At 72.0% G+C, this 26,489-nt stretch carries 22 protein-coding genes; 15 read left to right on the forward strand and 7 right to left on the reverse strand.

Features of this window, described 5'->3' with window-relative positions:
• The first annotated feature begins 1 nt into the window (after position 1).
• Both FDO65_RS00545 and FDO65_RS00550 read left to right on the forward strand, forming a co-directional pair.
• Complete coding sequence (locus FDO65_RS00545) at positions 2-2,209, forward strand: cysteine peptidase family C39 domain-containing protein (protein WP_137447562.1); 2,208 nt, start codon at positions 2-4, stop codon at positions 2,207-2,209.
• Positions 2,206-4,833: an ATP-binding cassette domain-containing protein gene (locus FDO65_RS00550; protein WP_137447563.1), complete on the forward strand. Its 2,628-nt coding sequence runs from the start codon at positions 2,206-2,208 to the stop codon at positions 4,831-4,833. Before FDO65_RS00545 ends, FDO65_RS00550 begins: the two co-directional genes overlap by 4 nt.
• Before the next feature lie 80 nt (positions 4,834-4,913).
• Here FDO65_RS00550 and FDO65_RS00555 read toward each other — a convergent pair whose 3' ends face one another.
• The 3 genes from FDO65_RS00555 to cei form a co-directional block, all read right to left on the reverse strand.
• Complete coding sequence (locus FDO65_RS00555) at positions 4,914-6,251, reverse strand: RNA polymerase sigma factor (protein ID WP_137447564.1); 1,338 nt, start codon at positions 6,249-6,251, stop codon at positions 4,914-4,916.
• A 229-nt stretch (positions 6,252-6,480) separates the two neighbouring features.
• Complete coding sequence (ppgK, locus tag FDO65_RS00560) at positions 6,481-7,293, reverse strand: polyphosphate--glucose phosphotransferase (protein ID WP_137447565.1); 813 nt, start codon at positions 7,291-7,293, stop codon at positions 6,481-6,483.
• Positions 7,294-7,461: 168 nt separating this feature from the next.
• Complete coding sequence (gene cei, locus FDO65_RS00565; RefSeq protein WP_137447566.1) at positions 7,462-8,208, reverse strand: envelope integrity protein Cei; 747 nt, start codon at positions 8,206-8,208, stop codon at positions 7,462-7,464.
• A gap of 535 nt (positions 8,209-8,743) precedes the next feature.
• Here cei and FDO65_RS00570 point away from each other — a divergent pair.
• The 4 genes from FDO65_RS00570 to FDO65_RS00585 all read left to right on the forward strand — a co-directional run bounded on the left by FDO65_RS00570 (position 8,744) and on the right by FDO65_RS00585 (position 10,669).
• The gene (locus tag FDO65_RS00570) at positions 8,744-9,043 is read left to right on the forward strand and encodes a DUF4193 domain-containing protein (protein ID WP_137447567.1); all 300 of its coding nucleotides are present in this window, start codon (positions 8,744-8,746) and stop codon (positions 9,041-9,043) included.
• The gene (locus FDO65_RS00575; protein ID WP_137447568.1) at positions 9,036-9,449 is read left to right on the forward strand and encodes a pyrophosphohydrolase domain-containing protein; all 414 of its coding nucleotides are present in this window, start codon (positions 9,036-9,038) and stop codon (positions 9,447-9,449) included. The genes FDO65_RS00570 and FDO65_RS00575 overlap by 8 nt, the downstream gene beginning before the upstream one ends.
• Positions 9,450-9,590: 141 nt before the next feature.
• Positions 9,591-9,959, forward strand: a complete 369-nt coding sequence (locus FDO65_RS00580) for an OB-fold nucleic acid binding domain-containing protein (RefSeq protein WP_137447569.1) — start codon at positions 9,591-9,593, stop codon at positions 9,957-9,959.
• On the forward strand, positions 9,956-10,669 hold the full coding sequence (locus FDO65_RS00585) for a DUF3159 domain-containing protein (protein WP_240757344.1): 714 nt from the start codon (positions 9,956-9,958) through the stop codon (positions 10,667-10,669). The genes FDO65_RS00580 and FDO65_RS00585 overlap by 4 nt, the downstream gene beginning before the upstream one ends.
• Positions 10,670-10,715: 46 nt before the next feature.
• Here the strand turns inward: FDO65_RS00585 and FDO65_RS00590 are convergent, their stop codons facing one another.
• Positions 10,716-11,369, reverse strand: coding sequence for a potassium channel family protein (locus FDO65_RS00590; RefSeq protein ID WP_137447570.1), 654 nt, complete (start codon positions 11,367-11,369; stop codon positions 10,716-10,718).
• The gene (locus FDO65_RS00595) at positions 11,369-12,034 is read right to left on the reverse strand and encodes a potassium channel family protein (protein WP_137447571.1); all 666 of its coding nucleotides are present in this window, start codon (positions 12,032-12,034) and stop codon (positions 11,369-11,371) included. The genes FDO65_RS00590 and FDO65_RS00595 overlap by 1 nt, the downstream gene beginning before the upstream one ends.
• Positions 12,035-12,200: 166 nt before the next feature.
• Between FDO65_RS00595 and FDO65_RS00600 the strand changes: the two genes are divergently transcribed.
• Both FDO65_RS00600 and FDO65_RS00605 read left to right on the forward strand, forming a co-directional pair.
• Positions 12,201-14,252 (forward strand): APC family permease, encoded by a 2,052-nt coding sequence (locus FDO65_RS00600; protein ID WP_137447572.1) that lies wholly within the window; start codon positions 12,201-12,203, stop codon positions 14,250-14,252.
• Positions 14,252-15,577, forward strand: coding sequence for a class I SAM-dependent RNA methyltransferase (locus FDO65_RS00605; RefSeq protein WP_137447573.1), 1,326 nt, complete (start codon positions 14,252-14,254; stop codon positions 15,575-15,577). The genes FDO65_RS00600 and FDO65_RS00605 overlap by 1 nt, the downstream gene beginning before the upstream one ends.
• A 62-nt stretch (positions 15,578-15,639) precedes the next feature.
• Here FDO65_RS00605 and FDO65_RS00610 read toward each other — a convergent pair whose 3' ends face one another.
• Together FDO65_RS00610 and FDO65_RS00615 are read right to left on the reverse strand one after the other, a co-directional pair.
• Entirely contained in the window at positions 15,640-17,100 is a 1,461-nt protein-coding gene (locus FDO65_RS00610; RefSeq protein WP_137447574.1) for a M23 family metallopeptidase, read from the reverse strand.
• A gap of 58 nt (positions 17,101-17,158) precedes the next feature.
• Positions 17,159-17,869 carry a glycerophosphodiester phosphodiesterase gene (locus tag FDO65_RS00615; RefSeq protein ID WP_166441983.1) on the reverse strand — a complete coding sequence of 237 codons (711 nt, stop codon included), beginning with the start codon at positions 17,867-17,869 and terminating at the stop codon, positions 17,159-17,161.
• Positions 17,870-18,189: 320 nt separating this feature from the next.
• Between FDO65_RS00615 and FDO65_RS00620 the strand changes: the two genes are divergently transcribed.
• The 7 genes from FDO65_RS00620 to dxs all read left to right on the forward strand — a co-directional run bounded on the left by FDO65_RS00620 (position 18,190) and on the right by dxs (position 26,423).
• On the forward strand, positions 18,190-18,858 hold the full coding sequence (locus FDO65_RS00620) for an HAD-IA family hydrolase (RefSeq protein ID WP_137447576.1): 669 nt from the start codon (positions 18,190-18,192) through the stop codon (positions 18,856-18,858).
• 92 nt (positions 18,859-18,950) lie between these two features.
• Entirely contained in the window at positions 18,951-20,159 is a 1,209-nt protein-coding gene (locus FDO65_RS00625; protein WP_137447577.1) for a sedoheptulose 7-phosphate cyclase, read from the forward strand.
• Positions 20,156-20,992: an O-methyltransferase gene (locus tag FDO65_RS00630; protein WP_205849706.1), complete on the forward strand. Its 837-nt coding sequence runs from the start codon at positions 20,156-20,158 to the stop codon at positions 20,990-20,992. The genes FDO65_RS00625 and FDO65_RS00630 overlap by 4 nt, the downstream gene beginning before the upstream one ends.
• Positions 20,989-21,762, forward strand: coding sequence for a TauD/TfdA dioxygenase family protein (locus FDO65_RS00635; protein WP_137447578.1), 774 nt, complete (start codon positions 20,989-20,991; stop codon positions 21,760-21,762). Before FDO65_RS00630 ends, FDO65_RS00635 begins: the two co-directional genes overlap by 4 nt.
• A complete protein-coding gene (locus FDO65_RS00640) occupies positions 21,759-23,087 on the forward strand; it encodes an ATP-grasp domain-containing protein (RefSeq protein ID WP_137447579.1) in 1,329 nt (442 codons plus the stop codon). The genes FDO65_RS00635 and FDO65_RS00640 overlap by 4 nt, the downstream gene beginning before the upstream one ends.
• Before the next feature lies 1 nt (position 23,088).
• Positions 23,089-24,126 carry a D-alanine--D-alanine ligase family protein gene (locus tag FDO65_RS00645; RefSeq protein ID WP_137447580.1) on the forward strand — a complete coding sequence of 346 codons (1,038 nt, stop codon included), beginning with the start codon at positions 23,089-23,091 and terminating at the stop codon, positions 24,124-24,126.
• Positions 24,127-24,356: 230 nt separating this feature from the next.
• Positions 24,357-26,423, forward strand: coding sequence for a 1-deoxy-D-xylulose-5-phosphate synthase (dxs, locus tag FDO65_RS00650; RefSeq protein WP_240757345.1), 2,067 nt, complete (start codon positions 24,357-24,359; stop codon positions 26,421-26,423).
• Positions 26,424-26,489 lie beyond the last annotated feature (66 nt).

Below are 26,489 nucleotides of genomic sequence, written 5' to 3' on the forward strand. Positions count from 1 at the left end.
CGTGACCACGACGGCCGCCCCGACCGACACCGCGGACCCCGCTCCGCCGCCCCGCCGGGCCCGGGTCCGATGTCCGACGATCCTGCAGATGGAAGCCGTCGAGTGCGGTGCCGCGGCGCTGGCCATCGTGCTCGCCCACCACGGCCGGTGGGAGCCGCTCGAGACCCTGCGGGAGGACGTCGGCGTCTCCCGGGACGGCAGCAACGCCCGGTCCATCCTGCGGGCCGCCCGCGCCCACGGGCTGCAGATGAGGGCGTACCGGCGGTCGGTGGACTCCGTGCGGTGGGCCCCGCTGCCGGCCATCCTGTTCTGGCAGCTCAACCACTTCGTCGTCCTCGAGGGATGGAAACCGGGGACCTGGTACCTCAACGACCCCGCCACCGGACCGCGACAGGTCGACGACGACGAGTTCGACCGGAGCTTCTCCGGGATCGTGCTGGCCGGCGTCCCCGGTCCGGACTTCGTACCCGGCGGTCGCCGACCGTCGGTCGCCAGGATCCTCGGCCGTCGGCTGCGGGCCTTCCGGTCGCCGCTGTGGTTCGTCCTGCTGGCCTGCCTGGTGCTGGTGGTCCCCGGGTTGGCGGTGCCGGGCCTGTCCCGGGCATTCGTCGACGGGTACCTCATCGGCGGTCGGTCGGCCGTGGTGCCGCTGGTGCTGCTCGGGATGGCCGGCGCGGCGGTGGCGCAGATCCTGGTGACCTGGCTCCAGCAGCGGGCCGTCATCGGGCTGCGCACCGTCATGACGACCGGCCTCTACGCGGGGCAGACCCAGCGCATCCTCCGCCTGGCCATGCGGTTCTTCACGCAACGCGCCGCCAGCGACGTCGCCTACCGGGCGGGCCTGGGGGCGTCCGTGGCCGAGCTGCTGTCCGGTCCGCTGATCGCCGCGGTCCTGAGCACCGCCGTCGCGGTGGTCTACCTCGCGGTCGTCTTCGTCATCAGCCCGACGCTGGGGGGCCTCGTCCTGCTCGCCGCGGTGGTCGTCGCGGTGCTGCTGCGCTTCACCGCCCGCCGGCAGCGCGACCTGGCCAACCGGCAGATGCGTGATCAGATCGACGCCGCCGTCGTCCAGTCCGGCTCGCTGAACCTCATCGAGACCCTCAAGGCCGGGGGAGCGGAGGACCAGGCCATCCTCGGCATCAGCGCAGCCCGGGGTCGCCTGCTGGCGGTGCGGCAACGGCAGGACGTCAGCCTGCTGTCCCTGCAGGCCGTCCCCGTCGCCGTGACGAGCCTGGCCACGGTCGCGCTGCTCTCGGTCGGCGCACTGCTCGTCATGGGCGGCTCGCTCACCCTCGGATCGCTGCTCGCCGTCCAGATCCTGATGGGCGCGGTGCTGGCCCCGCTGGGGGCGCTGGCCACCCTGGGCGGGCAGTTCCAGACCCTGTCGGCCACAGTGCTGCGGCTGCAGGACGTCGACGCCGCCCCGGTGGACCCCGAGATCGTCACCGAACTACGACGGACCACGCTCGGCCCCGGGGATTCGCCGTCCCAGCTGGGCGGGGCCGTCCACCTGCGCGGCGTGGCCTTCGGGTACGGCGCGCACGACCCGCCGTTGCTCGACCACGTCGAGATCGAGCTGCGCCCCGGCGCCCGGGTGGCCGTCGTGGGGGCCAGCGGCAGCGGGAAGTCGACCGTCGCCCGCCTGACGGTCGGTCTGCTGCAGCCGACGTCGGGGCAGGTGCTCTTCGACGGCCGTCCCCGCTCGGCCGTCGACCGCCGGGTGCTGGCCGACGGTGTCGGGTTCGTCGACCAGGACGTCACTCTGTTCGAGGCCTCCATCCGCGACAACCTGACGCTGTTCGACGACACCGTGCCCGACGAGGCGATCGCCCGGGCGATCCGCGACGCCTGCCTGGAGGACGTGGTGGCCGCCCGCCCCGGCGGTCTGGACGCCGTGCTGGGCCCGGCCGGTCAGGGACTGTCCGGCGGGCAGCGGCAGCGCCTGGAGATCGCCCGCGCCCTGGTGCGCGACCCGGCGGTGATGGTGCTCGACGAGGCGACGAGCGCGCTGGACAGCGTGACCGAACGGGCCATCGACCTGGCCCTGCGCCGACGGGGCTGCACCTGCCTGATCGTCGCTCACCGGCTCTCGACCGTGCGGGACGCCGAGGAGATCGTCGTCCTCGACGCCGGGCGGGTCGTGGAACGGGGAACCCATCAGAGCCTGCTCGACCGGGGCGGCGCCTACGCCCGGCTGGTGCGGGCATGACCGCCGGGCCCGTCACCACCCGGGAGCTGTCCACCGCGACCGAGCTGACCGGCGGCGCCGGGTGGGAGGTCGTGGACGGCACGGTCCTGGTCGGCCTGCCGCTCACCGACGGGCACCGGCCGGTGGATCGCCCGGCCTTCGCCACCCTGCAGTGCGGGGACGTGATCGTCGCGGCGAGCCGCAGCCCGCTGCTGGTCCGGCCGGTCGGCAGCGCGACGTTGCTGCCCCTGCCCTCCGCACGGGCCACGGCGCAGGACCCGGCCGTCGCCCGCTGGCTCACGACCCTGGCCCTGGCGGCCGGCCGGTCCGGGTGGGACCCCGCCGCGTCCGGCCGGGCCGGGGAGGAGCTCCCCGCCACGATCCAGACGCTCGTCGAGACGGTGACCGTCCACCACGACGATCTCGCCCGGTCCCGCGCGCACCGGGCCACCGGCCGGGCGGTCTCCCCGCTGGTCGACGGGGCGGCCCTGCACGAGCTGGGGGCCGCGGTCGGCTCGCTGCAGACCGGCCGGGCGGCGGCTCTGGACGTGACCGGCGAGCTGCTGGAACTGCTCGGCCTGTCCAGCGGCCCGCCCGGGCCCGGCGGTCCTACCGCTGTCGAGCCGGCCGTGGAATCCCACCCGGGTCGACCCGGATCAGCCGCGGACCCGTGGGACGCGGTGCGGCGCCGGGCCGCCGCGGACGGCCATCTGCTCCGCACGGTCGAGCTGGGTCGCGGGGTCCGCACCGATCTCGTCGCCCCGGTGCTCACCCGGCTGGACGGGCGGCCGGTGGCCGTGGTCCCCCGGGGGTGGGGGGCCGACGTCGTCGACCCGGCGGAGGGCACCCGGCGGCGACTGAACCAGAATCTCGTCGATCGCTTGGAGAGCACCGGACTGTCCGCGGTGCCGCAACTTCCCCGGCGGGCGGGCCTGCGGGAGCTGGCCCGGCTGGCCGGCCGGGGTGCGGCCCCGGACGGGTGGCTGGTCGTCGGCGCGGCCGCCGTCGCCGCCGCCCTGTCGATGCTGGTGCCGCTGGCCGGTGGCGCCATCTTCTCCTCGATCGTCCCCGGTCAGCAGTACCAGCGGCTGGCCGCCCTGGTCGGCGCGCTGATGGCGGTGATCGCGGCGACCGCGGCCCTGGCCCTGCTGCAGGGACGGGTGACGGCCCGGATCCGCACCCGCATCGACGCCGTGGCCGGTGACGCGATCTGGGCCCGGTTGCTGCGCCTGCCGGCCAGCTTCTTCCACCGGCACGGCACGGGCGACCTACTGGCCCGGGCGTCGACGGTCGACACCCTCCGCCGCGTCGTCACCGACGCGGTCGTCTCGTCGCTGGTCGCCGGGGCGGTGGTCGTCGTCAGCCTGGTCCTGGTCACGCTGCACAGCCCGACCGCCGGGCTGTTCACCTTGGGCGGCGTGCTGCTGCAGGCCGCCCTGTTCTGGTGGGTGCTGCGCCGGTGGCAACCGCTGATGCAGGCGGAGGTCGAGCACCAGCAGGTGCTCGCCGAAAGCACCCTGCAGGCGATGCGGGGGATGGCCCGCATCCGGGCGTTCGCGGCCGAGGACCGGTTCATGCGACTGCTCAGCGCCCGGTTCGCCGCGCTCACCCGCACCACCTTCCGCGCCGCGCGCTACGAGGCGGGGGTGGCCACCGCCCTGGCGGCCTGGCCGACCCTGGGGACGGTGGCCGTGACCGCCGGAGTGGTGCTCGCCGGCGCGGGCGCCACTACCGCCGGTGACTACGTCGTCATCACCACCGCGCTCGCCCAGGTGCTGGCCGGGACGGCTGCGCTGCTCGGTGCGGCGAGCCAGCTGGTCGGTGTGCGACCGGCGTTGCGCCAACTCGAACCCATCCTCGCGACCGAACCGGAGGTCGGCCACGCCGCTGGATCGACCGCGGCCCCGGTGCACGTGCGGGGCCGCATCGACCTGGTCGGGGTCGACTTCCGGTACCGCGACGACGGGCCGGAGATCCTCCACGACGTCTCGCTGACGGTGGAACCGGGTGAGTTCGTCGCGGTGGTCGGCCCGTCGGGTTCAGGGAAGTCGACGCTGCTGCGGCTCGTCCTGGGGTTCGAGCGACCGACCTCCGGGGTGGTCGCGTTCGACGGGGTCCCCCTGGACCGGATGGATCCCCGAGCCGTCCGGCGCCGGCTCGGCACCGTGCTGCAGAACAGTTCGCTGTTCCCGGGCAGCCTGGCCGACAACATCCGTGGCCCCCGCGCCCTGTCGATGGAGCAGGTGTGGAACGCGGCGGAGGCGGCGGGCGTCGCCGACGACATCCGCCGGATGCCGATGGGGATGCAGACCGTCGTCGTGGAGGGCGCGGCGACGCTGTCCGGGGGACAGCGGCAGCGCATCGTCATCGCCCGGGCCCTGGCCGGGGCGCCGCGGATCCTGCTGCTGGACGAGGCCACCTCGGCGCTGGACAACGTCGCGCAGGCGCAGGTGGCCGCGTCGTTGGACCGCCTGCACGTCACCCGGCTGGTCGTCGCCCACCGGTTGTCGACCGTCCGGCACGCCGATCGGATCGTCGTCCTCGACGGGGGACGGGTCGTGCAGCAGGGTGGCTACGCCGAGCTGCTGGCCGAACCGGGGATGTTCCGTGACCTCGCCGACCGTCAACTGATCGACGGGGACTGACGACCAGGGCGACCGACGACGAGCGGGCCGGCCGATGGTGGTCGGCCGGCCCGCTCGGGGTCGTGGGGGAGCGGTCGCTCCTACTCGAGGTAGTCGCGCAGCACCTGGGAGCGCGACGGGTGACGCAGCTTGGACATCGTCTTGGACTCGATCTGCCGGATCCGCTCCCGGGTGACCCCGTAGACCTGGCCAATCTCGTCCAGAGTCCGCGGCTGACCGTCGGTGAGCCCGAAACGCAACCGGACCACGCCGGCCTCCCGCTCGGACAGCGTCTGCAGAACGGCCTGCAACTGGTCCTGCAAAAGGGTGAAGGAGACGGCGTCGACGGCGACGACCGCTTCGGAGTCCTCGATGAAGTCGCCGAGCTGCGAATCGCCCTCGTCGCCGATGGTCTGGTCCAGCGAGATCGGTTCCCGGGCGTACTGCTGGATCTCCAGCACCTTGTCCGGGGTGATGTCCATCTCCTTGGCCAGCTCCTCCGGGGTGGGCTCGCGCCCGAGATCCTGGAGCAGCTCGCGCTGGATGCGACCCAGCTTGTTGATGACCTCGACCATGTGGACGGGGATCCGGATGGTGCGGGCCTGGTCGGCCATGGCCCGGGTGATGGCCTGTCGGATCCACCAGGTCGCATAGGTGGAGAACTTGTAACCCTTGGTGTAGTCGAACTTCTCGACCGCGCGGATCAGACCCAGGTTGCCCTCCTGGATGAGGTCCAGGAACGCCATGCCGCGGCCGGTGTACCGCTTGGCCAGGGAGACGACCAGGCGGAGGTTGGCCTCGAGCAGGTGGTTCTTGGCCCGCTCGCCATCCCGCTTGACCCACCGCAGGTCACGTCGCAACTGGTTGGGCAGCTTCTCGCCGGCCTCTTCGAGCTGACGCATCCGCTCGACGGAGTACAGACCGGCCTCGATGCGCTTGGCCAGGTCCACCTCCTCCTCGGCGTTCAGCAGCGCGACCTTGCCGATCTGCTTGAGGTAGGCGCGGACCGAGTCGGCGGAAGCGGTGAGCTCGGCGTCCTTGCGGGCCTGCTTGAGCGCTTCGGACTCCTCCTCGTCGTCCCAGGTGAACTCCTCGGACGACTCGGTGGACTCGGTACCGGCGGTGCCCTCGGCGGCCTTGCCGGCCGCGGCCGGTGCCGCGCCGGCGGCCGGAGCGGCCGCCGCGGCGGGAGCCGACTCGGTCTCGTCGCCCTCGACCAGATCGGCGGTGAGCAGATCGTCGTCGCCCTCGGTCAGGTCCTCGAGGTCGGTGGGCTCCTGCGGATCGGCCGCGTCGACGGCGTCCGTCGGATCGGCGGTGGAACGACCACGCGCTCCCGCCTTCGCTCCGGGTGCTGCACCGTTGCTGGTCCCCCGTCCGGCGGAAGCCGAAGGACGACGGGACCGGGTCGAACCGGAGGTTGCTGCTGCGCCTGCCACTGATGCCCTTTCGCCTCACTGAGCCGCCCGGACCGGGCACACGTCGAACCCACCGACATCGGGGGATGAAGAGGGCCCTACCCCGGTGAGATGTTCTCGACCTGATACTCGGTCCTACCCGAAAGCGGCTGTTCCAGTGTAACCGCGGGTCCGCTCGGGCACGACCCGACGAGCGGCGCCATTCCCCGACCGGGCCGCACCCAGCGGTTCGGTCGGGATGGCGTGCGTCTCAGTCCAGGATCAGCGTGGTGGTGTCCTCGGCCGCCGGGGGCGTCACGGCGGCCGTCTCGCTGGCCTCCGTCGCGCGCAGGGCCGCGCCGACGATGCCGGCGTTGTTGATCAGCTGGGCCACCGCCAGCGGGGTCCGGCACTTCAGGTGGGGCACCCACTTGTCCGGCTTCTTGGAGATGCCGCCGCCCAGGATGATCAGCTTGGGCCAGAGCAGGTTCTCGAGGTGCGAGAGGTACTTGGAGGCCCGCTTGGCCCACTGCTCCCAGCTCAGGTCGTCGCGTTCCCGCGCCGACGCCGCCGCCTTGGTCTCCGCGTCGTGCCCGTCCAGCTCGATGTGCCCGAGCTCGGCGTTCGGGACCAGCCGACCGTCGTTGATGAGCGCGATGCCGATGCCGGTGCCGAACGTCACCATGATGACCAGGCCGGAGATCCCACGGCCGGCGCCGTAGCGGGCCTCGGCCAGGCCGGCCGCGTCGGCGTCGTTCAGGACCGTCACCGGACCGGGGAGCTGGGGCTCCATGGCCTTCTGCAGTGACGTGTCGATCCACGACTTGTCGACGTTGGCGGCGGTCTTGACCACCCCGTCCAGGACGACGCCGGGGAACGCGACGCCGAACGGCCCGCTGTAGTCGAAGTGCGCGGCCACCTTGCCGGCGGTCTCGGCCACCGAGTCCGGGGTGGCCGGCTGCGGTGTGTCCAGCCGGAAGCGCTCGCCGATGAGCACACCGCCCCGCAGGTCGACGATGCCGCCCTTGATGCCCGTACCGCCGATGTCGATGCCGAACGCGACGTCCGGTGAAGTGGTGGACACACCCGCTCCTTCATGCCTGGACCGCAGGGGTCTGGACCTGGGGAGTCGTCCGCCGAGGCGGTGACCCGCCCGCGGGGGGTCGCGGGCACCGCGAGCGTAGCGAGCACCACCGGTCGCGGCGCGGGAGGCCGACCGACCGAACCCGACCGGGTCGGCGCGGGCGCCTGGTCAGCTCGCGCAGGCCGCCGTGGGCAGAGCCGGAATGGGCGGCAGCGGCTTGGCTGATGCGGTCTGGCCCTCGATGACCGCCGGCGGCTGGGCGGCCTCCCGGATGGCGCTGAGCTCGCTCTTCACGTCGTCGGGGATGGCCGCGTAGAGGTACCGCCCGCCCAGGGCCAGATCGACCGTGTCGTCGACCCGGCTGTCCTGGACCAGCTGGGCGCACGGCGAGATCAGCAGCACCGTGCGGGCGGCCGCCGCACCGGCCGGCCCGAAGCGGATCTGGGCCACGCAGCGCAGGTCACCGGCCGGGTAGAGGGGGTCGTTCGAGCCGTCCCGGATCGATTCGAAGCCGACCACCCGCAGCTCGTCGGTCACGGCCTTGGCCTGTCCCCGCACCGGGCTCGCGTTGTACACCTGCAGTGCAACGGTGCTCGGGTTGGCCGGTCGGACCGACTCCAGCGCGGAGTGGTCGAGGTAGGCCCCGAGGGTGGTCGGGGCCGACGGGGTCGAGCTGGTCGTCTCCGTGGACGACTCGCTCGGGGTGGCGCCGTCGGTGGCCGAGGCCTGGCTGCGGGTGGTGGCCGCGGTGGTCGCCGGCACCGGTCCCGGTTGGTTGCAGGCCGCGCTGTTCTCGGCCGACGGACGCAGCACGGGAAACCAGGCGACGATCGCGCCGACCAGCAGGACCCCGACGATCACGAGCACCGGCAGGTAGCGGCGGCGCCGGCGATCGGGGGCGGATTCGGCGCTCACCCGGTGGTCCTCCTGCGTCTTGTCCGTCGGTCCGGGGCGATCCCCGCCCGCGGTGTCGTCCGTCGGTCGGGTTCGCCCGGGCCGCAGTTGTCGTGCGGTCCTCGCCCGCGTCCGGCCGTCGTGCCCGGGGCATTGTCGACCGGGGCGGCCCGGTTCAGGGTAGAGGCGCGCCGCCCCGACGCCGGCCAGCTGCCGGTCGCCACGGCGGGTCGACGGGGAAATCCGACGACCCGCAACCCACCCCGGTGCCGCAACCGTCCGGGCATCGGCTACCCTCCCCCCGCCGGTCGGCCCCGATGGTCGTTGGGCGGACGGGTACGTGTCGGGCACAAAACAGACGGTGCCGGCGTTACGTCTGCGCCCACCGCGAGCGGGGGCGGTCCTGAACGGTTCGCCGGACGAGCCAACGGGCTGATCCGGGGGAACAACAGCAGGGCAGATGCCGGTCCCCGGCGGACAGCACTCGCCGGGCCGGTCAGGACGACGCTCGGAACAGAACCGAAGACGCAGCAGTACGAAGCGAGAGCAGGCAACCATGGCAACCGATTACGACGCCCCACGGCGCAACGAGAGCGACGAGGCCTCCGAGGATTCGCTCGAGGAACTCAAGGCTCGACGCAACGAGGCGCAGTCGTCCGTCGTCGACGTCGACGAGGGCGACACCGCGGAGAGCTTCGAGCTCCCCGGCGCCGACCTGTCCGGTGAGGAACTCACCGTCAAGGTCATCCCCAAGCAGGCCGATGAGTTCACCTGCACGTCCTGCTTCCTGGTGCAGCACCGCAGCCGGCTCGCCAACCCCTCGGGTGGCCAGCTGATCTGCGTCGACTGTGCCTGATCAGGTCGAGTCGACCGGCCGGGCCGCCGGGCAGGTGGCCGAGTTCCACCGCGCCTACGGCCTGCCGGTCCGCACGGTTCCGTCCGCGGCGGTCGACCTGTCCGAGGTCACCCTGCGGCAGTCGCTCATCGAGGAGGAGGTGGCCGAACTGGCCGCCGCCGCCCGGGCCGGTGACGTCGTCGGGGTGGCCGACGCGCTGGCCGACATCGTCTACGTCGCGTACGGCACGGCTCACGTCTACGGCATCGACCTGGACGCCGTGCTCGACGAGGTGCACGCCTCGAACATGACCAAGCTCGGCGCCGACGGCCGTCCGATCCGCCGGGCCGACGGCAAGGTGCTCAAGGGCCCGGACTACCGGCCGCCGGACATCGCCGCCGTGCTCGCGCGCCCCCGCGGGGCCTGACCGGCGCACCGCCGCGGCGCCGTCCGCTCACCCGGACCGGTCCGGGTGAGGCGCCTCTCGTCCCCGGCCGGGGCGTCGGCCGCGCGGCTACCCTGGCCTTGGAAACCCAGGAACGCAGAGGCCGGAACAAGGGGTAGAGCGATGCCAGGCAAGCTCGCCGCGTGGGTGCGGAAGATCACCCGTGACGACGATCAGATCGACGCCGAGGTGCTGACCGATCAGGTCGACGCCACGGGTGCGATACGGGCGCAGGTCTGCTGCCAGGGTCAGCGGGTCACCCTGCACGGCCGGTTGCGCTACGTGGACCTCCGGCCGACCGAACACCAGGCCACCCTGGTCGCCGAGCTGTACGACGGCACCGACGCCGTGCAGCTGATCTGGCTCGGCCGCCGGTCCATCCCCGGCGTCGAACCCGGCCGGACGATGAACGTCCGCGGCCGGGTGGCCCTGCGGGACGGGCAGAAGGTCATCTACAACCCCGATTACGACCTGCTGCCGGTGAGCGTGTGACGGCGCCGATCGGTACCCCCGAACCGGCCCGCGGGCCGATCGCCGACCCCGCCGCTCCACCCCCGGAGCCCGCCGAGCCCCGCCGGCCCAGTGTGCTCGACCAGATGGGCGGACCGGCCGGAATGCTCGACTCCGGTCTGCCGGTCGTCGTGTTCGTGCTGGTCAACTCGTTCGTCAACCTGACCTGGGGCATCGCCGCCGCCCTCGTCGCGGGCGCCGCCATCGCCGTCTGGCGGCTGGCCCGGCGCAAACCGGTCACCCAGGCCATCGGCGGCCTTTTCGGCGTCGGCATCGCGGCGTTCATCGCCTACCGGACGGGCTCGGCCAAGGGCTACTTCCTCTGGGGCATCTGGACCCAGGCCGCCTTCGCGCTCGCCTTCCTGATCAGCATCCTCGTGCGCTGGCCGCTGGTCGGCGTCATCTGGGAGTCCCTGAACGGCCGGGGCACCGCATGGCGCAAGGACCGCCACCTGATGACCCGCTACACCTGGGCGACCGTCGTCTGGGTCGCGATCTTCGGCGGCCGCTTCGCCCTGCAGAACTGGGCCTACGGTGAGGACGCCGTCGGCTGGCTGGCCTTCATGAAAATCGCCCTGGGCTACCCGGTCTTCATCGTCGGGCTGCTGGTCACCGCGATCATCCTGGTCGCCGGCCATGGTGAGGGATCGCTGAAGGACCGCGTCAGGTCGTTCGCCCGGGGCACCCACTAGCTGCGCCTGTTGCGCGCGGCCTCGCCAGTCCGTCCGGCGTCCACCGCTACATCAGCGCTTCGCGGACCGCGTCCTCCACCTCGGTCGACGCGACGAAGAGCAGCTCGTCGCCCGGCTCCAGCGGCTCGTCGGGCGCCGGCACGATGACCCGGCCGCCGCGCAGGATGGTGACGAGCGCGGCGTCCCGGGGCAGGCGCAGGTCGCGGACCGGGCGGCCGGCGATGGCCGTGGTCGAGGGCAGGGTGACCTCGACGAGGTTGACCTGGCCCTGCCGCAGCGTGAAGAGCCGGACCAGATCACCGACCGACACGGCTTCCTCGACCAGGGCGGCGAGGATGCGGGGGGTCGAGACGGCGACGTCTACGCCCCACTGCTCGGTGAACAGCCACTCGTTGCGGGGGTCGTTGACCCGGCCGACGACGCGGCCGACCGCGAACTCGGTCTTGGCCAGCAGGGAGACGACGAGGTTGACCTTGTCGTCACCGGTGCAGGCGATGACGACGTCGCAGGTCTGCAGGCCGGCGTCCTCGAGCAGGGCGACCTCGCAGGCATCGGCCAGCACCCATTCGGCCGCCTCGATGCGTTCGGGCTTGATGGCCCCCGGGTCGCGGTCGATGAGCATGACCTCGTGACCGTTCTCGACGAGCTCCCCGGCGATGGACCGGCCGACGGAGCCGGCCCCGGCGATGGCGATCCGCATCAGACACCGTCCACGGGGGACACGGCGGCCTTGTCGCCGACACTGTGCAGGTCCTTGGACAGCACGGACGCGTACACCAGGTCACCTTCCTGGATGACGGTGTCCCGGGTGGGCAGCTGGCCCTGACCGAAGCGGACGACGAACGCGACGTGCACGTCGGTGGCCGCCTCGAACTCGGCGAGCGGGCGACCCATCCAGTCCCGGTGGTAGGGCAGATTCACGATCGTCACGGTGCCGGACGGGTCCCGCCACTCGCTGATCATCCCCTCGGGGATGACGGCCCGCAGCAACCGGTCGGTCGTCCACGGGACCGTCGCGACGGTGGGGATGCCCAACCGCTCGTAGACCTGGGCGCGTTTGGCGTCGTAGATGCGGGCGACCACGGTCTCGACGTTGAACTGCTCGCGCGCCACTCGCGCGGCGATGATGTTCGAGTTGTCACCGGAGGACACCGCGGCGAAGGCGTGGGCCTCGTTGATGCGGGCCTTGAGCAGCACGTCCCGGTCGAAGCCCATGCCGGTGACCTGCTGGCCGTGGAACTCGGCCCCCAACCGGCGGAACGCCGACGGATCCCGGTCGATGACGGCCACCGAGTGGCCGGCCCGGCCGAGTTGGCGGGCCAGGGACGAGCCGACGCGGCCGCATCCCATGATCACGATGTGCACAGCACTGCCCTTCGCCGGTGCGGGGTGTCAGGAGCAACCTACAGCGGCGTCGGTGATCGCAACGTGGGCCGTGGTGTTCCGTCCGGGGGACGGGCGGGCCGTTCCCGGCCCGGTGTTCGCGTGCGGTGGCCGCCGGGTGTCGCCGGGCGACCTACGCTTCGGTGTTGTGTCCAAGTTGACGGTCGCGGCCAAGCGACTGCTGGTCGGGCGGCCCTTCCGCAGCGACAAGCTCTCGCACACCCTGCTGCCCAAGCGCATCGCGCTGCCGGTGTTCGCCTCCGACGCGCTGTCCAGCGTCGCGTACGCCCCCGGCGAGATCTTCGCCGTGCTGTCCATCGCCGGTCTGGCGTACTACGCCTACGCTCCGTGGATCGCCGGGTTGGTGGCCCTGGTGATGGTCGTGGTCGTCGCCTCCTACCGGCAGAACGTGCACGCCTACCCCAGCGGCGGTGGTGACTACGAGGTCGTCACCAAGAACCTGGGGCCGACACCCGGGCTGATCGTCGCCAGTGCGCTGCTGGTCGACTACATCCTCACCGTCGCGGTCTCGACCGCGGCCGGGGTGGCCAACATCGGGTCGGCCCTGCAGATCGTCGGCGACCACCCGGTGTGGTTCTCCATCGCGATCATCGCGGTGGTCTGCGCGGCCAACCTGCGCGGCATCCGCGAGTCCGGCGCCGCGTTCGCCATCCCGGTCTACGCCTTCATCATCTCGATCATGGCGATGATCGTCACCGGCGCCGTCGAGTGGTTCATCGGCGCCGACATCAAGGCCGAGAGTGCCTCGTACACGCTGAACGCCGAAGGGTCGCTGACCGGGCTGGCCCTGCTGTTCCTGCTGCTGCGGTCGTTCTCGTCCGGGTCGGCCGCGCTGACCGGCGTGGAGGCCATCTCCAACGGTGTGCCGGCGTTCAAGAAGCCCAAGAGCAAGAACGCGGCGACGACGCTGGCCCTGATGGCCGGGCTGTCGGTCGTCATGATGATCGGCATCGTCCTGCTGACGCTGTACACCGGAGCGCACTTCGCCGAGGACCCGGAGATCCAGCTGGTCGGGGTGCCCGAGGGTTACTACCAGAAGACCCTGATCGCCCAGATCGGCGAGGCGGTCTTCTCGGGCTTCCCGATCGCGTTCTACGTCGTCTCGCTGACCACCGGTCTGATCCTGGTGCTGGCCTGCAACACCGCGTTCAACGGATTCCCGGTGCTCGGCTCGATCCTGGCCCAGGACCGCTACCTGCCCCGCCAGCTGCACACCCGCGGCGATCGGCTCGCGTTCTCCAACGGCATCGTCTTCCTCGCCGTCATCGCGCTGATCCTGATCATCGCCTTCCAGGCCGACGTCACCGCGCTCATCCAGCTGTACATCGTCGGGGTGTTCGTCTCGTTCACGTTCTCGCAGCTCGGGATGATCAAGCACTGGCAGCGGTTGCTGCGGATCGAACGCGACCCGAACCGCCGCCGCCGCATGCGCCGCAGCCAGACCATCAACGGCATCGGTTTCAGCTTCACCGCGGTCGTGCTCGGCATCGTGCTCGTCACCAAGTTCCTGGCCGGCGCCTGGATCGCCATCCTGGCGATGGCGGTGATCTTCTTCACCATGAAGGCGATCCGCCGCCACTACGACCGGGTCGCCCGGGAGATCGCCGCCGACGAGGACGACATGGTGCTGCCCAGTCGCGTCCGGTCCATCGTGCTGGTCTCCAAGCTGCACCTGCCGACGATGCGGGCCCTGGCCTACGCCCGGGCCACCCGCCCGGACTACCTCGAGGCGGTCACGGTCAACGTCGATCCCGACGACACCGCCGACCTGGCCCGCGAGTGGGAGGACCGGCAGATCCCGGTCCCGCTCAAGGTCATCGACTCGCCGTTCCGGGAGATCACCAAACCCGTCCTGGACTACGTGCGCCGCACCCGCAAGGACGCCCCCCGCGACATCGTCACCGTCTTCATCCCCGAGTATGTCGTCGGTCACTGGTGGGAGCACCTGCTGCACAACCAGTCGGCGCTGCGCCTGAAGGGGCGGCTGCTGTTCATGCCGGGGGTCATGGTCACCTCGGTGCCGTGGCAGCTGTCGTCGTCGGACGCGCTGGACGAACGGATCCGCATGCGGGCCACCCGGGCCCCGTCGATCCGCGGCCGGATGCCCGGCGCGGTCTATCCGCCCGACAACGCCACCGACACGGGCACCTGGTCCCGCCAGGTCATGGGAGACGAGTGATGGCCGAGCTGATCGACGACCTGCGGGTCGGCGACGAGGTGGAACTGGAGATCGGCGCGGTCGCCCACGGCGGACATTGCGTGGCTCGGCACGAGGGCCGGGTGGTCTTCGTGCGGCTGGCCCTGCCGGGGGAGCGCGGCATCGTCCGGATCACCGAGGCCCGGCCCGGGTCGTTCTGCCGGGGCGAGCTGGTGCACGTCCTGCAGGCCGATCCGCAGCGGGTGTCGGCACCCTGCCGGCACTACCGGCCGGGCGGCTGTGGGGGCTGCGACTTCCAGCACGCCACCGGGGAGCGCCAGCGTGAGCTCAAGGCCGCGGTGGTGGCCGAGCAGCTGCGCCGGCTGGCCGGGCTCGATCGGCCGGTGACGGTCGAAGCGCTGCCCGGTGACGGGTTCGGCTGGCGGTCCCGGGTCCGTTGGGCGGCGTCCCCGTCGGTGCTCGACCGTTCCGGCCCGGGTATCGGTCCGCGGGCGGCCCGTTCGCACCAGGTGGTCGGTGTCGACGGCGACCAGCCGTGTCTCATCGCCGCGCCGGGGATGAGCGAGGTGGCGGCCGGCCTCACCCCGCCCCCGTCGGCCCACCGGGGGCGGCGTCCGGGCGCGCAGCCGGACCGTCGCCGGGACGGCGGGCGCTCGCGCCGGCCGGAGGACCCTGAAGTGACGCTGTGTGCTCCCGGCCTGGACGGCTCCGATGCCGCCGAGGTGGTGACGGTGTGGTCGGGGCAATCGGGACCCGTCGTGACCGAGACCGTCGGCGACCGCGATTTTCAGGTCGCGGCGGACGGGTTCTGGCAGGTGCACCCGGCCGCGGCGGTCGCGCTGACCCGGGCGGTGACCGAGGCGGTGGCCGACGTCCTGCCGGCGGGTGGGCTGGCCTGGGACCTGTACGGCGGGGTGGGGCTGCTCACCGAGGTGCTGTGCCGGGCCGTGGGCCCGTCCGGTGAGGTGGTGCTGGTCGAGTCGGACTCGCGGGCGACCGCGCTGGCCGAGCAGAACCTGGCCCGGCATCCCCAGGCCGAGGTCGTCACCGGCCGCGTCGAGCACGCGCTGGACACGCTGCCCGGCCCGCCGCACGCGGTGGTCCTGGACCCGCCCCGGTCGGGTGCCGGGCGGGAGATCTGCCGGTCGCTGGCGGCTCTCGGGCCCGAGGTGATCGTCTACGTGGCCTGCGACCCGGCGGCGCTGGGTCGGGACACCGCCACGCTGGCCGAGGCCGGCTACGAGTTGACGGCCCTGCGCGCCTTTGACGCCTTCCCACAAACCCAGCACGTCGAGTGCGTGGCTACGTACCGGCCCGCGCGCGGGTCCGCCACCGCGTCGTCATGACGGTGTGGGGGTGATCGAACGTCCCCTCGACCGGCCGTCGCCGGTCGCTCGGCCGACGGGAATCAGGAGCCCGAGGGGCCCGTCGACGTCGGCGCGCTCGGCGACGCCGGCGCGGTAGCGGACGCCGCAGTGCCGGGCGTCGACGAACCGGCGGAGGCGGAAGCCGAGCCGGCGGCGGAACCGGCCGTCAGATCGACCACGTCGAGATAGAGCGGCATGGCGTCACGTCGGTCGCCGGTCGGGGCATCGGCCGCCAGGGGCAGCGGCTGCCCGTTCATGATGAGGTCGAACGCATCCCCGGCGGCCCGACCGCTGAGCTCGAACGCGTCGAACTGGAACGGCAGACCGTCGCTGGCCAGGGGGTCCGGCCCGTCCATCACGTGGAAGTGCAGGTGAGGCGCGTCGGTGTTGCCCGAGTTGCCCAGCTCGCCGACGACGTCTCCGGTCTTCACGGTCTGACCGACGGTCACCGCGGCCTTCGCCGTTCCCGGCTTGAGGTGGGCGTAGAACGCGTAGTACGTGTGGCCGTTCTGCTCGAAGCGCTGCACGACGTAGTTGCCGCCGAACTGGTCCAGGGTCAGCGAACCGACCGGCGGGTTCGCGCCGGGTGGCTGGTCCTGCAGGACGTCGGACACCGCGACGATGGTGCCGTCCGCCACGGCGTGGATCGGAGCGCCGTAGTAGGGGTAGCTCGCGAGGTCGGTGGCGGGCCCGGTGATCAGCTTCCCGTCGCCGGTGAGCTGTACCCAGTCGATGGCGAACCGCTCGGCGAACCAGTACTGACCGTCGATGGGATTGGACGCGCCGCGATGGGGTGTCACGTCGGAGCAGCAGCCGTTGCCGTCGAACCACCGAGCGCCGTTCAACGGGGATGCGATGGTCGGGGCCGGCGTCGTCGACACCGGTGTGCGGGCGATCGTCTCGGTCAGCTCCGCCGGTATCAACGGGTTGGGCGCACTGGCGAAGGTGAGCTTGACCTGGTGCACCAGGCTGGTGGGGAGCGACCCGCCGGCTGCGACGGCGGGGTCGAGCCAGAAGATCCCGAGCTGGCCGGGGCCGAGGACGACGCTGGACGCCGCCGCTGCACCCGACGCCGTGCCGACCACCCGGGAATGGGCGACGAGTTCGTCGGTGGCGAAGGTCTGGAGAGCGGCACCGGTCGACGCGTCCTGCGCCTGCACGGAGTCGACGGTGACCGGTGACGACGTCGCATTGGTCAGGTACAGCTCGTAGGCCAGGTACGTCGCGCCGTCGGCCCCGATGACCGGGACGGGCGCGGTGGACACCGATCCGAGCACCGGGGTCACCTCTGCCGGTCCCGTACTGGTCGGGACGGCGGTGGACGTCGCCGAGCCGGACGCGGCCGGTGACGACGAGGATGTCGCGGCGGAGGCCGAGGCGGCGGTCGACGTGCTCGACGGGGTGGCGCTGGACGCCGCACCACCGGAGCCGGACGTACATCCGGCCAACAGCACAACGATTGCCGACAGCCCGGCCCCGAGGGGCATCACACGCCGATGCATCGGCTCACGGTAACCCGCCGATCGGCCGCTGGGTGGGCGCCGGGCGAGTGACAGACAGTCACCGAAAGGGGGGTTCGCCGTCCGTTCGATACCGAGCCAGATCCCCCGGACGATCTGTGATGACGCCGTCCACTCCGGCCCGGGCCAGGGCATCCCACTGGTCGGGTTCGTCCGCCGTCCAGACGGCCACCGACCGTCCCCGCGCCCGGAGCTCGGTGATCACCGACGGCCGGGTCAGGACGCACTCCACCGACGGGTTGATCGCGACGACCGCCAGCTCGTCGGCCGCAGCCAGGTCCGCGTCGTCAAGCGTCTCGACCAGCAGACCGAGCGGACGATCAGGGACCAGGACGCGCAGCTCGGCCAGGACGTCCCGCTCGAAAGACTGCAGGAACACCCGGTGGTCGGCCCCGGAGGCGGCCAGCTCAGCGAGCAGTCGGCGCAGGTCCGCGGGGGAGTGGGGCCCTTTGATCTCCAGCAGCAGCCGCCGCGGGCCGGTCAGCTCGGCCAGCAGCTCGGTCAGCCGGGGCACGGCGCCGGGGGCACCGTGCAGGGTCAGCTGTCCGACCTCGGCCCACGGCAGATGGCGGACGACCCCGGTGTCGTCGGTGGTGCGGTCGATCGTGTCGTCATGCAGGACGACGGGCACTCCGTCGATCGTCGGCTGGACGTCCGCCTCGACCCAGTCGACCCCGGCCGCCCACGCCGCCCGGAACGAGGCCAGGGTGTTCTCCGGCGCCCGACGGGGCGAGCCGCGATGGCCGATCACGACCGGACGGGGCCCGGCCCGCCGAGGAGGTGGGCAGAACGGCGGTGGGTGCACGGGACCAGTGTCGCCGCTCGGGAGGCCGGCGTCCGGCGCCGGGCACCGGTGGACGCGCCGAGCTGTCGTCGGTCGCGGTCGCGCGGTCGGAAAACGAACCGACGAGCACGTTGCCCAGCGGGTCGGTTGACCCGGTGGCAGCGTTTGTTACAAGCTCAGTCGCAGCTGATCTTGCTGTCCCACGGCGAACATTTCGTTCGCCCATTCCCGGGTTGACCGCGTCCCCAGTCACTGACCCCTTTCCCTTTCCGTGCAAGGAGATCGCTGTGCCCGCATTGCTTCTCGGATCGATCAGTACCATTGCCGATACTTCCGAACTCCAGCGCCAGGCTTTCAATGCCGCATTCGCCGAACACGATCTGAATTGGACGTGGGATCGGGAGGAATACGTCGGGATGCTCGCCAACAGCGGTGGGGCCGCGCGGATCTCCGCCTACGCCGCCGACCGCGACCAGGACGTCGACGCCGCCGCTGTCCATGCCACCAAGTCCCGGCGGTTCCAGGAGAACCTGGCCACCGCCGACATCACCCCGCGCCCCGGGGTGGTGGACGCCGTCCGGGCGGCCCGGGACAACGGCTGGAAGGTCGCACTGGTGACCACGACCTCGCGGGCCAACATCGAGGCGCTGTTGGAGGCCCTCGATCCGGGCCTGTCCACCGACGACTTCGATGTCATCGTCGATCGGGACGACGTCGACCAGCCCAAGCCGGATCCCGCCGCGTACACGCACGCCCTGCGCCGACTCGGCCAGGACGCGGCGGACTGTGTCGCCGTCGAGGACAACGTCGAAGGCGCGGCCGCGGCGTCGGCCGCGGGTGTCGCGTGCGTCGCGTTCCCGAACCAGAACACCAGCGGACAGGACTTCTCCACCGCCGAACGCCGGGTCGAGAGCATCGACTACGACGAACTCCGCGCCCTCGCCGTCCGCGACTGACCCGCCCCACTCCGCACCCCACCGACCGATCCCGCCCCTCGGCGGGCGCTGGTCGGTGCCCCCGTCTGCAGACCCGGGAGAGAACCACGGCCATGACGACCACCACATCCCGCTCGAGTGTGAGCTGCACGCCGACCTCGTTCACCGTGCAGGCCTGGCAACCGGTCTCGTACGAACTCACGATGGTCTCCGGTGTCTTCGACCCGGCGAACACGCAACTGGCCGACGCCTACCGCGGATTCGGACGGTGCCTCGCGGTCGTCGACGAGAAGGTCGACGCCCTTTACGGCGCCCAGATGCGGGCGTATTTCGACCACCACGGCATCGCGCTCACGGTGTTCCCGGTCCAGGTCCGCGAGGTGGAGAAGTCGCTGCGCACGGTGGAGCGCATCGTCGACGCCTTCGGGGATTTCGGGCTGGTCCGCAAGGAGCCGGTGCTGGTGGTCGGTGGTGGTCTCACCACCGATGTCGCCGGGTTCGCCTGCGCCGCGTTCCGCCGGTCGTCGAACTACCTGCGCATCCCGACGACGCTCATCGGCCTGATCGACGCCAGTGTGTCGATCAAGGTCGGTGTCAATCACGGCAAGCACAAGAACCGACTCGGCGCCTACCACGCCTCCCGGCAGGTGTTCCTCGACTTCTCCTTCCTGCGCACGCTTCCCGAGGACCAGGTCCGCAACGGGATGGCCGAGATCATCAAAATCGCCACGGTCGGTCACGGGGGCATCTTCGAGTTGCTCGAGAAGTACGGCGAGGATCTCCTGGCCACCCGCTTCGGTCATCTCGACGGGACCCCGGAGCTGCGCGACATCGCCCAGCGGATCACTTACGACGCCATCGAGACCATGCTCGAGCTGGAGGTGCCGAACCTGCAGGAGCTCGACCTGGACCGGGTCATCGCCTTCGGGCACACCTGGAGCCCCACGCTGGAACTCGCGCCGGCCGTGCCCTACTTCCACGGCCACGCGATCGCCATCGACATGGCCCTGTCGGCCACGATCGCCAAGGAACGCGGGCTGATCAGCGAGAGCGAACGCGACCGGATCCTCTGGGTCATGTCCAAGCTGGGCCTCACCCTGGACTCGCCCCATCTCACCCCGGAGCTCCTGCGTCGCGCCACCACGTCGATCGTGCAGACCCGGGACGGGTCGCTGCGGGCCGCGGTGCCGGCACCCATCGGGCGGTGCGAGTTCCTCAACGACCTCGGCCTGGACGAACTCGACCGGCTGCTCGCCGAGCACCGGCAGGTCGTCGCCCGCTACCCCCGCGCCGGCGAGGGGATCGGCGCGTTCACGCCGTGAGCCGGGTGTCGCTGCCCGGCGCTCCCCGCCCGGTGACGCCGGCCTCGATCCTCGCGGCGCGGCTCGACGATCTGCTGGAGCGGGCGCAGGAGGACACCGGCGCCGTGTCGCCGGTGTGGATGGACGACCTGCGGGCGGTGGTGGAGCTGGCCCGGGGGCTGGACCCCTACCTGGAGTCGATGTCCACCCCGGAGTCGCCCGCGCTGGCCGAACTGGCCCGTCGGACCGCCGCGGAGGACTGGAACGGACCGTCCGGTCACGGCGTCCTGGAGCAGGAGATGCTGTCGGGGCATGTCGAAGGTCAGCTGCTCAAGACCCTCGTCCATGCGAGCCGGGCCCGCCGGGTCCTCGAGATCGGGCTCTTCACTGGATATTCGGCGTTGGCGATGGCCGAGGCGCTGCCCGACGACGGTCGCCTCGTCGCCCTCGAGCTCGACGCGGGCGTCGCCGCGTTCGCCCGGCGCTGCCTGGACGGTGCCCCGGCGGGGGCCCGGGTGGACATTCGGGTCGGTCCGGCGGCCGACGCGCTGTCGGCCCTGGTCGAGGCCGGCGAGACCTTCGACCTGATCTTCGTCGACGCCGACAAGGGCGGCTACCGCGGCTATCTCGACACCGCGCTGGATGGCGGACTGCTCGCCGAGCACGGACTCGTCGTCGTCGACAACACGCTGATGCAGGGCCAGCCGTGGACCTCGGGACCGTCGACCGTCAACGGCACGGCCATCGCGGAGTTCAATGCCGCGGTGGCGGCCGACCCGCGCGTCGAACAGGTCGTCGTTCCCCTGCGGGACGGCCTCACCCTCATCCGTCGAGTCACCGGGAGCCACGCGTGAACGAGAACGTCCTGGCCACGGTCGGTGTCGAGGTCACCGACATCGACCTCGGCACCCTCGACGAGGACGCCGTGGACCACCTGCGCGACCTGCTGGCCGAGCACGGCGTCCTCGTCCTGCCGGACCAGCAGATCGACGACGAGCAGTTCCTGTCGTTCCTGCGACGCTTCGGCGAGCTGGCCTTCACCGAGGGCGAGCAGCCGCTGGCCGGGTACCCCGACCTCAACGTGATCAGCAACGTCGGCCGGGACACCCCGCCGCGCAGCCAGTTCCACGTCGACACCAGCTACGTGGCGCAGCCTCCGGCCTACACGGCGCTGCGCGCGGTCCAGATCCCCGAGCAGGGCGGCGAGACCGTCTTCACCAACCAGTACCGCGCGTACGAGACGTTGCCGGCCGATGTCCGCGACCGGCTCGAGGGTCGCACCATCCACCACGTCGTCACCGGGCTCGATCTCGACGACCAGGCCGAGACCGCTGCCGACCACCCGGTTTTCCGTCCGCACCCGCGGACCGGCCGCATCGCGCTGTACCTGTCCACCCCGCAGCGCTGCGCGTCGGTGAGCGGCCTGTCGGCCGACGAGTCGCGGGCGACGGTGGAGCAGCTGCTGGATCACTCCACCCGGGAGGTCAACTGCCTGCGGCACCGGTGGGCGCCCGGCGACGTGGTGATGTGGGACAACGGCGTGGTCCTCCACAAGGCCGACCACAGTGGGGTGGTCGGCAACCGGGTGATGCACCGCGGGATGGTGACCGGGTACGGCCGATGACCGACGGCCCACCCCTGCGCCGCCGGGTGGCGTCGATCCCGCAGACCCTGGGGATGATCGCCCTGCTCCAGGCCCTGGCACCGCTCGATCTCGCCGCGGTGGCGATGGCGACGCTGCGTCGGGGGCGTGTTCCCGCCCCGGCGCCGAGCGGCCGGACCATCATGCTCAGCGGCGGGAAGATGACCAAGGCCCTGGAACTGGCCCGGTGCTTCCATGCCGCGGGGCATCGCGTGGTCCTGGTGGAGTCGGCGCGCTACCGGTTCACCGCGCACCGCTTCTCCCGGGCCGTCGCGGCCTTCCACGTCGTTCCCGACGCGGCCTCGGCGGAGTACGTCGACGCCCTGGTGGACGTGGTGCAGCGGGAACGGGTCGACGTGTACGTGCCGGTGTGCAGTCCCGCTTCGTCGCGGTACGACGCCCTTGCCCGGGCGACCCTGCAGCAGTGGTGCGAGGTCCTGCACGGCGGGCCGGACGACATCGAGACCGTCGACGACAAGGCGGCTTTCGCGGCGGCCGCCGGTGATCTCGGGCTCGCGGTCCCCGACACGCTCCGCGTCACCCACCCGGATCAGGTGGCCGCGTTCGACTTCGGGGCCGCCCCCGGGCCGTACGTGCTCAAGAGCATCGCCTACGACCCGGTGAACCGGCTCGACCTCACCCGGCTGCCGCGGTCGACGCCGGAGGAGACCGCCGCGTTCGCCCGGAGCAAACCGATCTCGGCGGACAACCCGTGGATCCTGCAGCAGTTCGTCCCCGGCTCCGAGTACTGCACGCACGGCACGGCCCGCGACGGCCGGCTGCGGGTCTTCGTGTGCTGCGCATCGTCGGCGTCGCAACTGAACTACGCCCCGGTCGACAAACCCGCGATCGAGGACTGGGTCCGCACCTTCGTCGCTGAACACCGGCTCACCGGCCAGTACTCCTTCGACTTCATCGAGACGGCGGACGGCACCCCGTTGGCCATCGAGTGCAACCCGCGGACCCATTCGGCCATCACGCTGTTCCGCGACCACCCCGATCTCGCCGAGGCCTACCTGGGCGAGACCGGTGACGCGCCGGTACGTCCCGCGCCGGACGTCAGGCCGACCTACTGGCTCCACCACGAACTCTGGCAGGCGTTCCGTCACCCGCGGTCCTGGCGGTACCACCTGCGGGTGCTGCGCGAGGGGCGCGATGCGGTGTTCGACCCGCGCGACCCCTGGCCGTTCTTCCTGCTGTACCACCTGCATCTGCCCTCGTTGCTGCTGCAGAACCTGGTCCGGCTGCGGCCGTGGGTGAAGATCGACGTCAACATCGGCAAGCTCGTGGAACCGGCGGGGGACTGACGTGCCGATCCGTGTCCTGCACCTGGCCGGCTCGCCGGTCGACGAGTTCCTCGCCGACGTGTCGCGGCTCTATGCCGCCGACTGCCTCCGAGCGACGGCCGACCCGCGTCGGTACCGATCTGTCGTCGCGTGGGTCTCGCCGGACGGTTCCTGGCGCTTCCCGGCCGATCTCGGCACGCCGGCGATCGCCGAGGCGACGGTGATGACCGCGGACCGGGCGATCGCCACGATCGCCGGGCTCGGCATCGACGTCGCCATCCCGCAGATGTTCTGCGTTCCCGGGATGACCACCTACCGCGGGCTTCTCGACCTGCTGGAACTGCCGTACGTGGGCAATCCGCCGTCCGTCATGGCCAACGGAGCCGACAAGGCCACGGCCCGGGACATCGTGGCGGCGGCCGGGGTCAACATCCCGATGGGCGAACTGCTCCGGCCGGGCGACGAGGTCACGCTCGCGCCGCCGGCCGTCGTCAAACCGGTCGACGCCGACAACTCCCTCGGCGTCGCCTTCGTGCGGGACCCGCAGGAGTACCCGGCCGCACTCGCGGCCGCCTTCCGCCATTCGCGGGCCGCGCTCGTGGAGACCTTCGTCCCGCTCGGTCGCGAGGTGCGATGCGGAATCGTCGACTACCGCGGCGATCTCGTGGCCCTGCCGCTGGAGGAGTACGCCGTCGACGCCGAGCGCAAACCGGTCCGACTGCCGGACGACAAACTCGCCCGGACCGACGACGGCGATCTCCGCCTGGTCGCCAAGGACGCGGCCCACGCGTGGATCGTCGATCCGTCCGACCCGATCACCCCGGCGGTGCACGAAGCGGCCCGCCGGGCCCATACAGCGCTCGGTTGTCGCGACTACAGCCTCTTCGACTTCCGGATCGACCCCGACGGGCGACCCTGGTTCCTCGAGGCCAGCCTGTACAACTCGTTCTCCCGGCAGAGTGTGCTGGCGGTCATGGCCGCGGCCGCCGGCATCGGGCTACCGGACCTGTTCGGTGACGCCGTCGACCGGGCGCGTACCCGGGGAAGTGGCCGGCGATAGACAACCTCGCCGGCCGCCAGGCGTCGTCCCGGTACCGGCCGCTGTCGCGGACCGTCTCGACGGGCCGGCGAGATCGACGTCGCGACCCCGACAGGGGCGGGTACCGTCGATACGGCTCCGTCCCGTTCGCGGCGGGTGGGGCCGCGCCGCCGATCTCGCCGGACGTCGTACCGGTATGCCCGGGGGTCGCGGTACTGGTCGTATCCCGACCGCGAGGACTGGAGGCCGTCGTGTCGCAGGCAGCACCGAAGCCCGGGCTCGCCGCCCTGCCCCCGGTGTTGCGGTCGGTGAAGTCCCCGGCCGACCTGCGCCGCCTCACCGCCGAACAGCTCGACATCCTCGCCGGGGAGATCCGGCACGTCCTGGTCGACCAGGTGTCCCGTCGGGGCGGACACCTCGGCCCCAACCTGGGGGTCGTCGAGCTCACCCTGGCCCTGCACCGGGTCTTCGACTCGCCGCACGACCCCATCGTCTTCGACACCGGTCACCAGGCGTACGTCCACAAACTGGTCACCGGCCGGGCCGAGCAGTTCACCTCGCTCCGCACCCGCGGGGGTCTGAGCGGCTATCCGAGCCGGGACGAGTCGCCGCACGACTGGGTCGAGAACTCGCACGCCTCCACGTCACTGTCCTACGCCGACGGCCTGGCCAAGGCGTTCGCCGTCCGCGGCGAACGGGACCGCACGGTGGTCGCGGTCATCGGCGACGGGGCGCTCACCGGCGGCATGGCCTGGGAGGCACTCAACAACATCGCCGCCGGCGACCGGCCGGTCGTGGTCGTCCTCAACGACAACGGCCGCTCGTACTCGCCGACCATCGGCGGGATGGCCCAGCGAATGGCCACACTGCGGCTGCGGCCGGGCTACGAACGGGTCCTGCACCGGGTGAAGTCGACGGTGCCCCGCACCCCGGTGGTCGGCCGCCCGCTCTACGCGGCGATGCACGCCACCAAGACCGCGATGAAGGACTGGTTCGTCCCGCAGACGATGTTCGCCGACCTCGGCCTGAAGTACGTCGGCCCGGTCGACGGGCACGACCGCCCGGCGCTGGAGGAGGCCCTCGCGCAGGCGCAGGCGTACGCCCAGGAGTTCCGCGGTCCGGTGCTGCTGCACTGCGTGACCCGCAAGGGTGAGGGCTACGAATTCGCGCGCGCCGATGCCGCCGAGCAGATGCACTCGCCCCCCGCGTTCGATCCGGCCACCGGGCAGCCCCGCAGCACCGGTGCGGTCACCTGGACGTCGGTGTTCAGTCGTGAACTGGTCGCCGCCGGGGCGACCCGCCCGGAGGTCGTGGCCGTCACCGCGGCCATGTGCGGACCGACCGGCCTGCAGCCGTTCGCGACCGCGTTCCCGGACCGGTTCTTCGACGTGGGGATCGCCGAGCAGCACGCCCTGACCTCGGCCGCCGGCATGGCGATGGGGGGTCTGCATCCGGTCGTCGCCGTCTACGCGACGTTCCTCAACCGGGCATTCGATCAGTTGCTGATGGACTGTGCGCTGCACCGTGCGCCGGTGACCGTGGTCCTCGACCGGGCCGGGGTGACCGGCGAGGACGGGCCGAGTCACCATGGCATGTGGGACTTCTCGCTCGCCGCGCTGGTGCCCGGGCTGCGGGTCGCGGCGCCCCGTGATGCCGCGACCCTGGCCGAGGAACTCGACGAGGCGCTGGCCGTCTCCGATGGTCCCACGCTGCTGCGCTTCCCCAAGGGCCCCGTCCCGGACCCGGTGCCGGCCCGCCGCCGCTTCCGCCTCGACCCGCCGGACCCGACCGAGCTGACCCACGGCGACCGCCGACCCGCGCCGGCCGGGGTCGACGTACTGGCCGAGCCCGCGGAGGACGCGGAACGGCACGTCCTGCTGGTCGCCGTCGGAGCCTTCGGGGCGGTGGCCGTCGACGCGGCGCAGCGGCTCGCGAACCAGGGCATCGGCGTCACCGTCGTGGACCCGCGGTGGGTGCTGCCGGTGCCCATCGCCGAACTGTCGGCCCTGGCCCTGGAGCACCAGCTGGTCGTCACCGTCGAGGACGGCGGACGCTCCGGCGGGGTGGGGGCGGCGGTGGCCGACGCCCTGGCCGGGCTGGAGATCCCCGTCGTCGTCAAGGCGCTCCCGCAGCGTTTCCTGGAGGCCGCCTCACGGGGCGAGCTCCTGGTCGACCTGGGGCTGACCGGTCAGGCGGTCGCCCGGGCGGTCACCGAGGAGATCGCCCGGCGGGCCTTCGAGCCGGGCGATGCGGGTGGCCGCGGCCCCGGTGTCCCGGCGGCCGACGGCACCGGGGAGCGCGATCGACCGGTCGGCTGACGGCGGTGGGTGGCGATCGTCACCGACGTGATCTGGGTCCGGGACGGGCTTCTCACTCGGCGTGGT

Origin of the sequence: Nakamurella flava, assembly GCF_005298075.1 — a bacterium.
Classification (GTDB): domain Bacteria; phylum Actinomycetota; class Actinomycetes; order Mycobacteriales; family Nakamurellaceae; genus Nakamurella; species Nakamurella flava.

Coding starts and splice junctions, on each gene's coding strand:
- FDO65_RS00550 (WP_137447563.1), top strand. CDS start 2,206: ATGACCGCCGGGCCCGTCACCACCCGGGAGCTGTCCACCGCGACCGAG.
- FDO65_RS00570 (WP_137447567.1), top strand. CDS start 8,744: ATGGCAACCGATTACGACGCCCCACGGCGCAACGAGAGCGACGAGGCC.
- FDO65_RS00580 (WP_137447569.1), top strand. CDS start 9,591: ATGCCAGGCAAGCTCGCCGCGTGGGTGCGGAAGATCACCCGTGACGAC.
- FDO65_RS00590 (WP_137447570.1), bottom strand. CDS start 11,369: ATGCGGATCGCCATCGCCGGGGCCGGCTCCGTCGGCCGGTCCATCGCC.
- FDO65_RS00605 (WP_137447573.1), top strand. CDS start 14,252: ATGGCCGAGCTGATCGACGACCTGCGGGTCGGCGACGAGGTGGAACTG.
- FDO65_RS00610 (WP_137447574.1), bottom strand. CDS start 17,100: ATGCATCGGCGTGTGATGCCCCTCGGGGCCGGGCTGTCGGCAATCGTT.
- FDO65_RS00625 (WP_137447577.1), top strand. CDS start 18,951: ATGACGACCACCACATCCCGCTCGAGTGTGAGCTGCACGCCGACCTCG.
- FDO65_RS00640 (WP_137447579.1), top strand. CDS start 21,759: ATGACCGACGGCCCACCCCTGCGCCGCCGGGTGGCGTCGATCCCGCAG.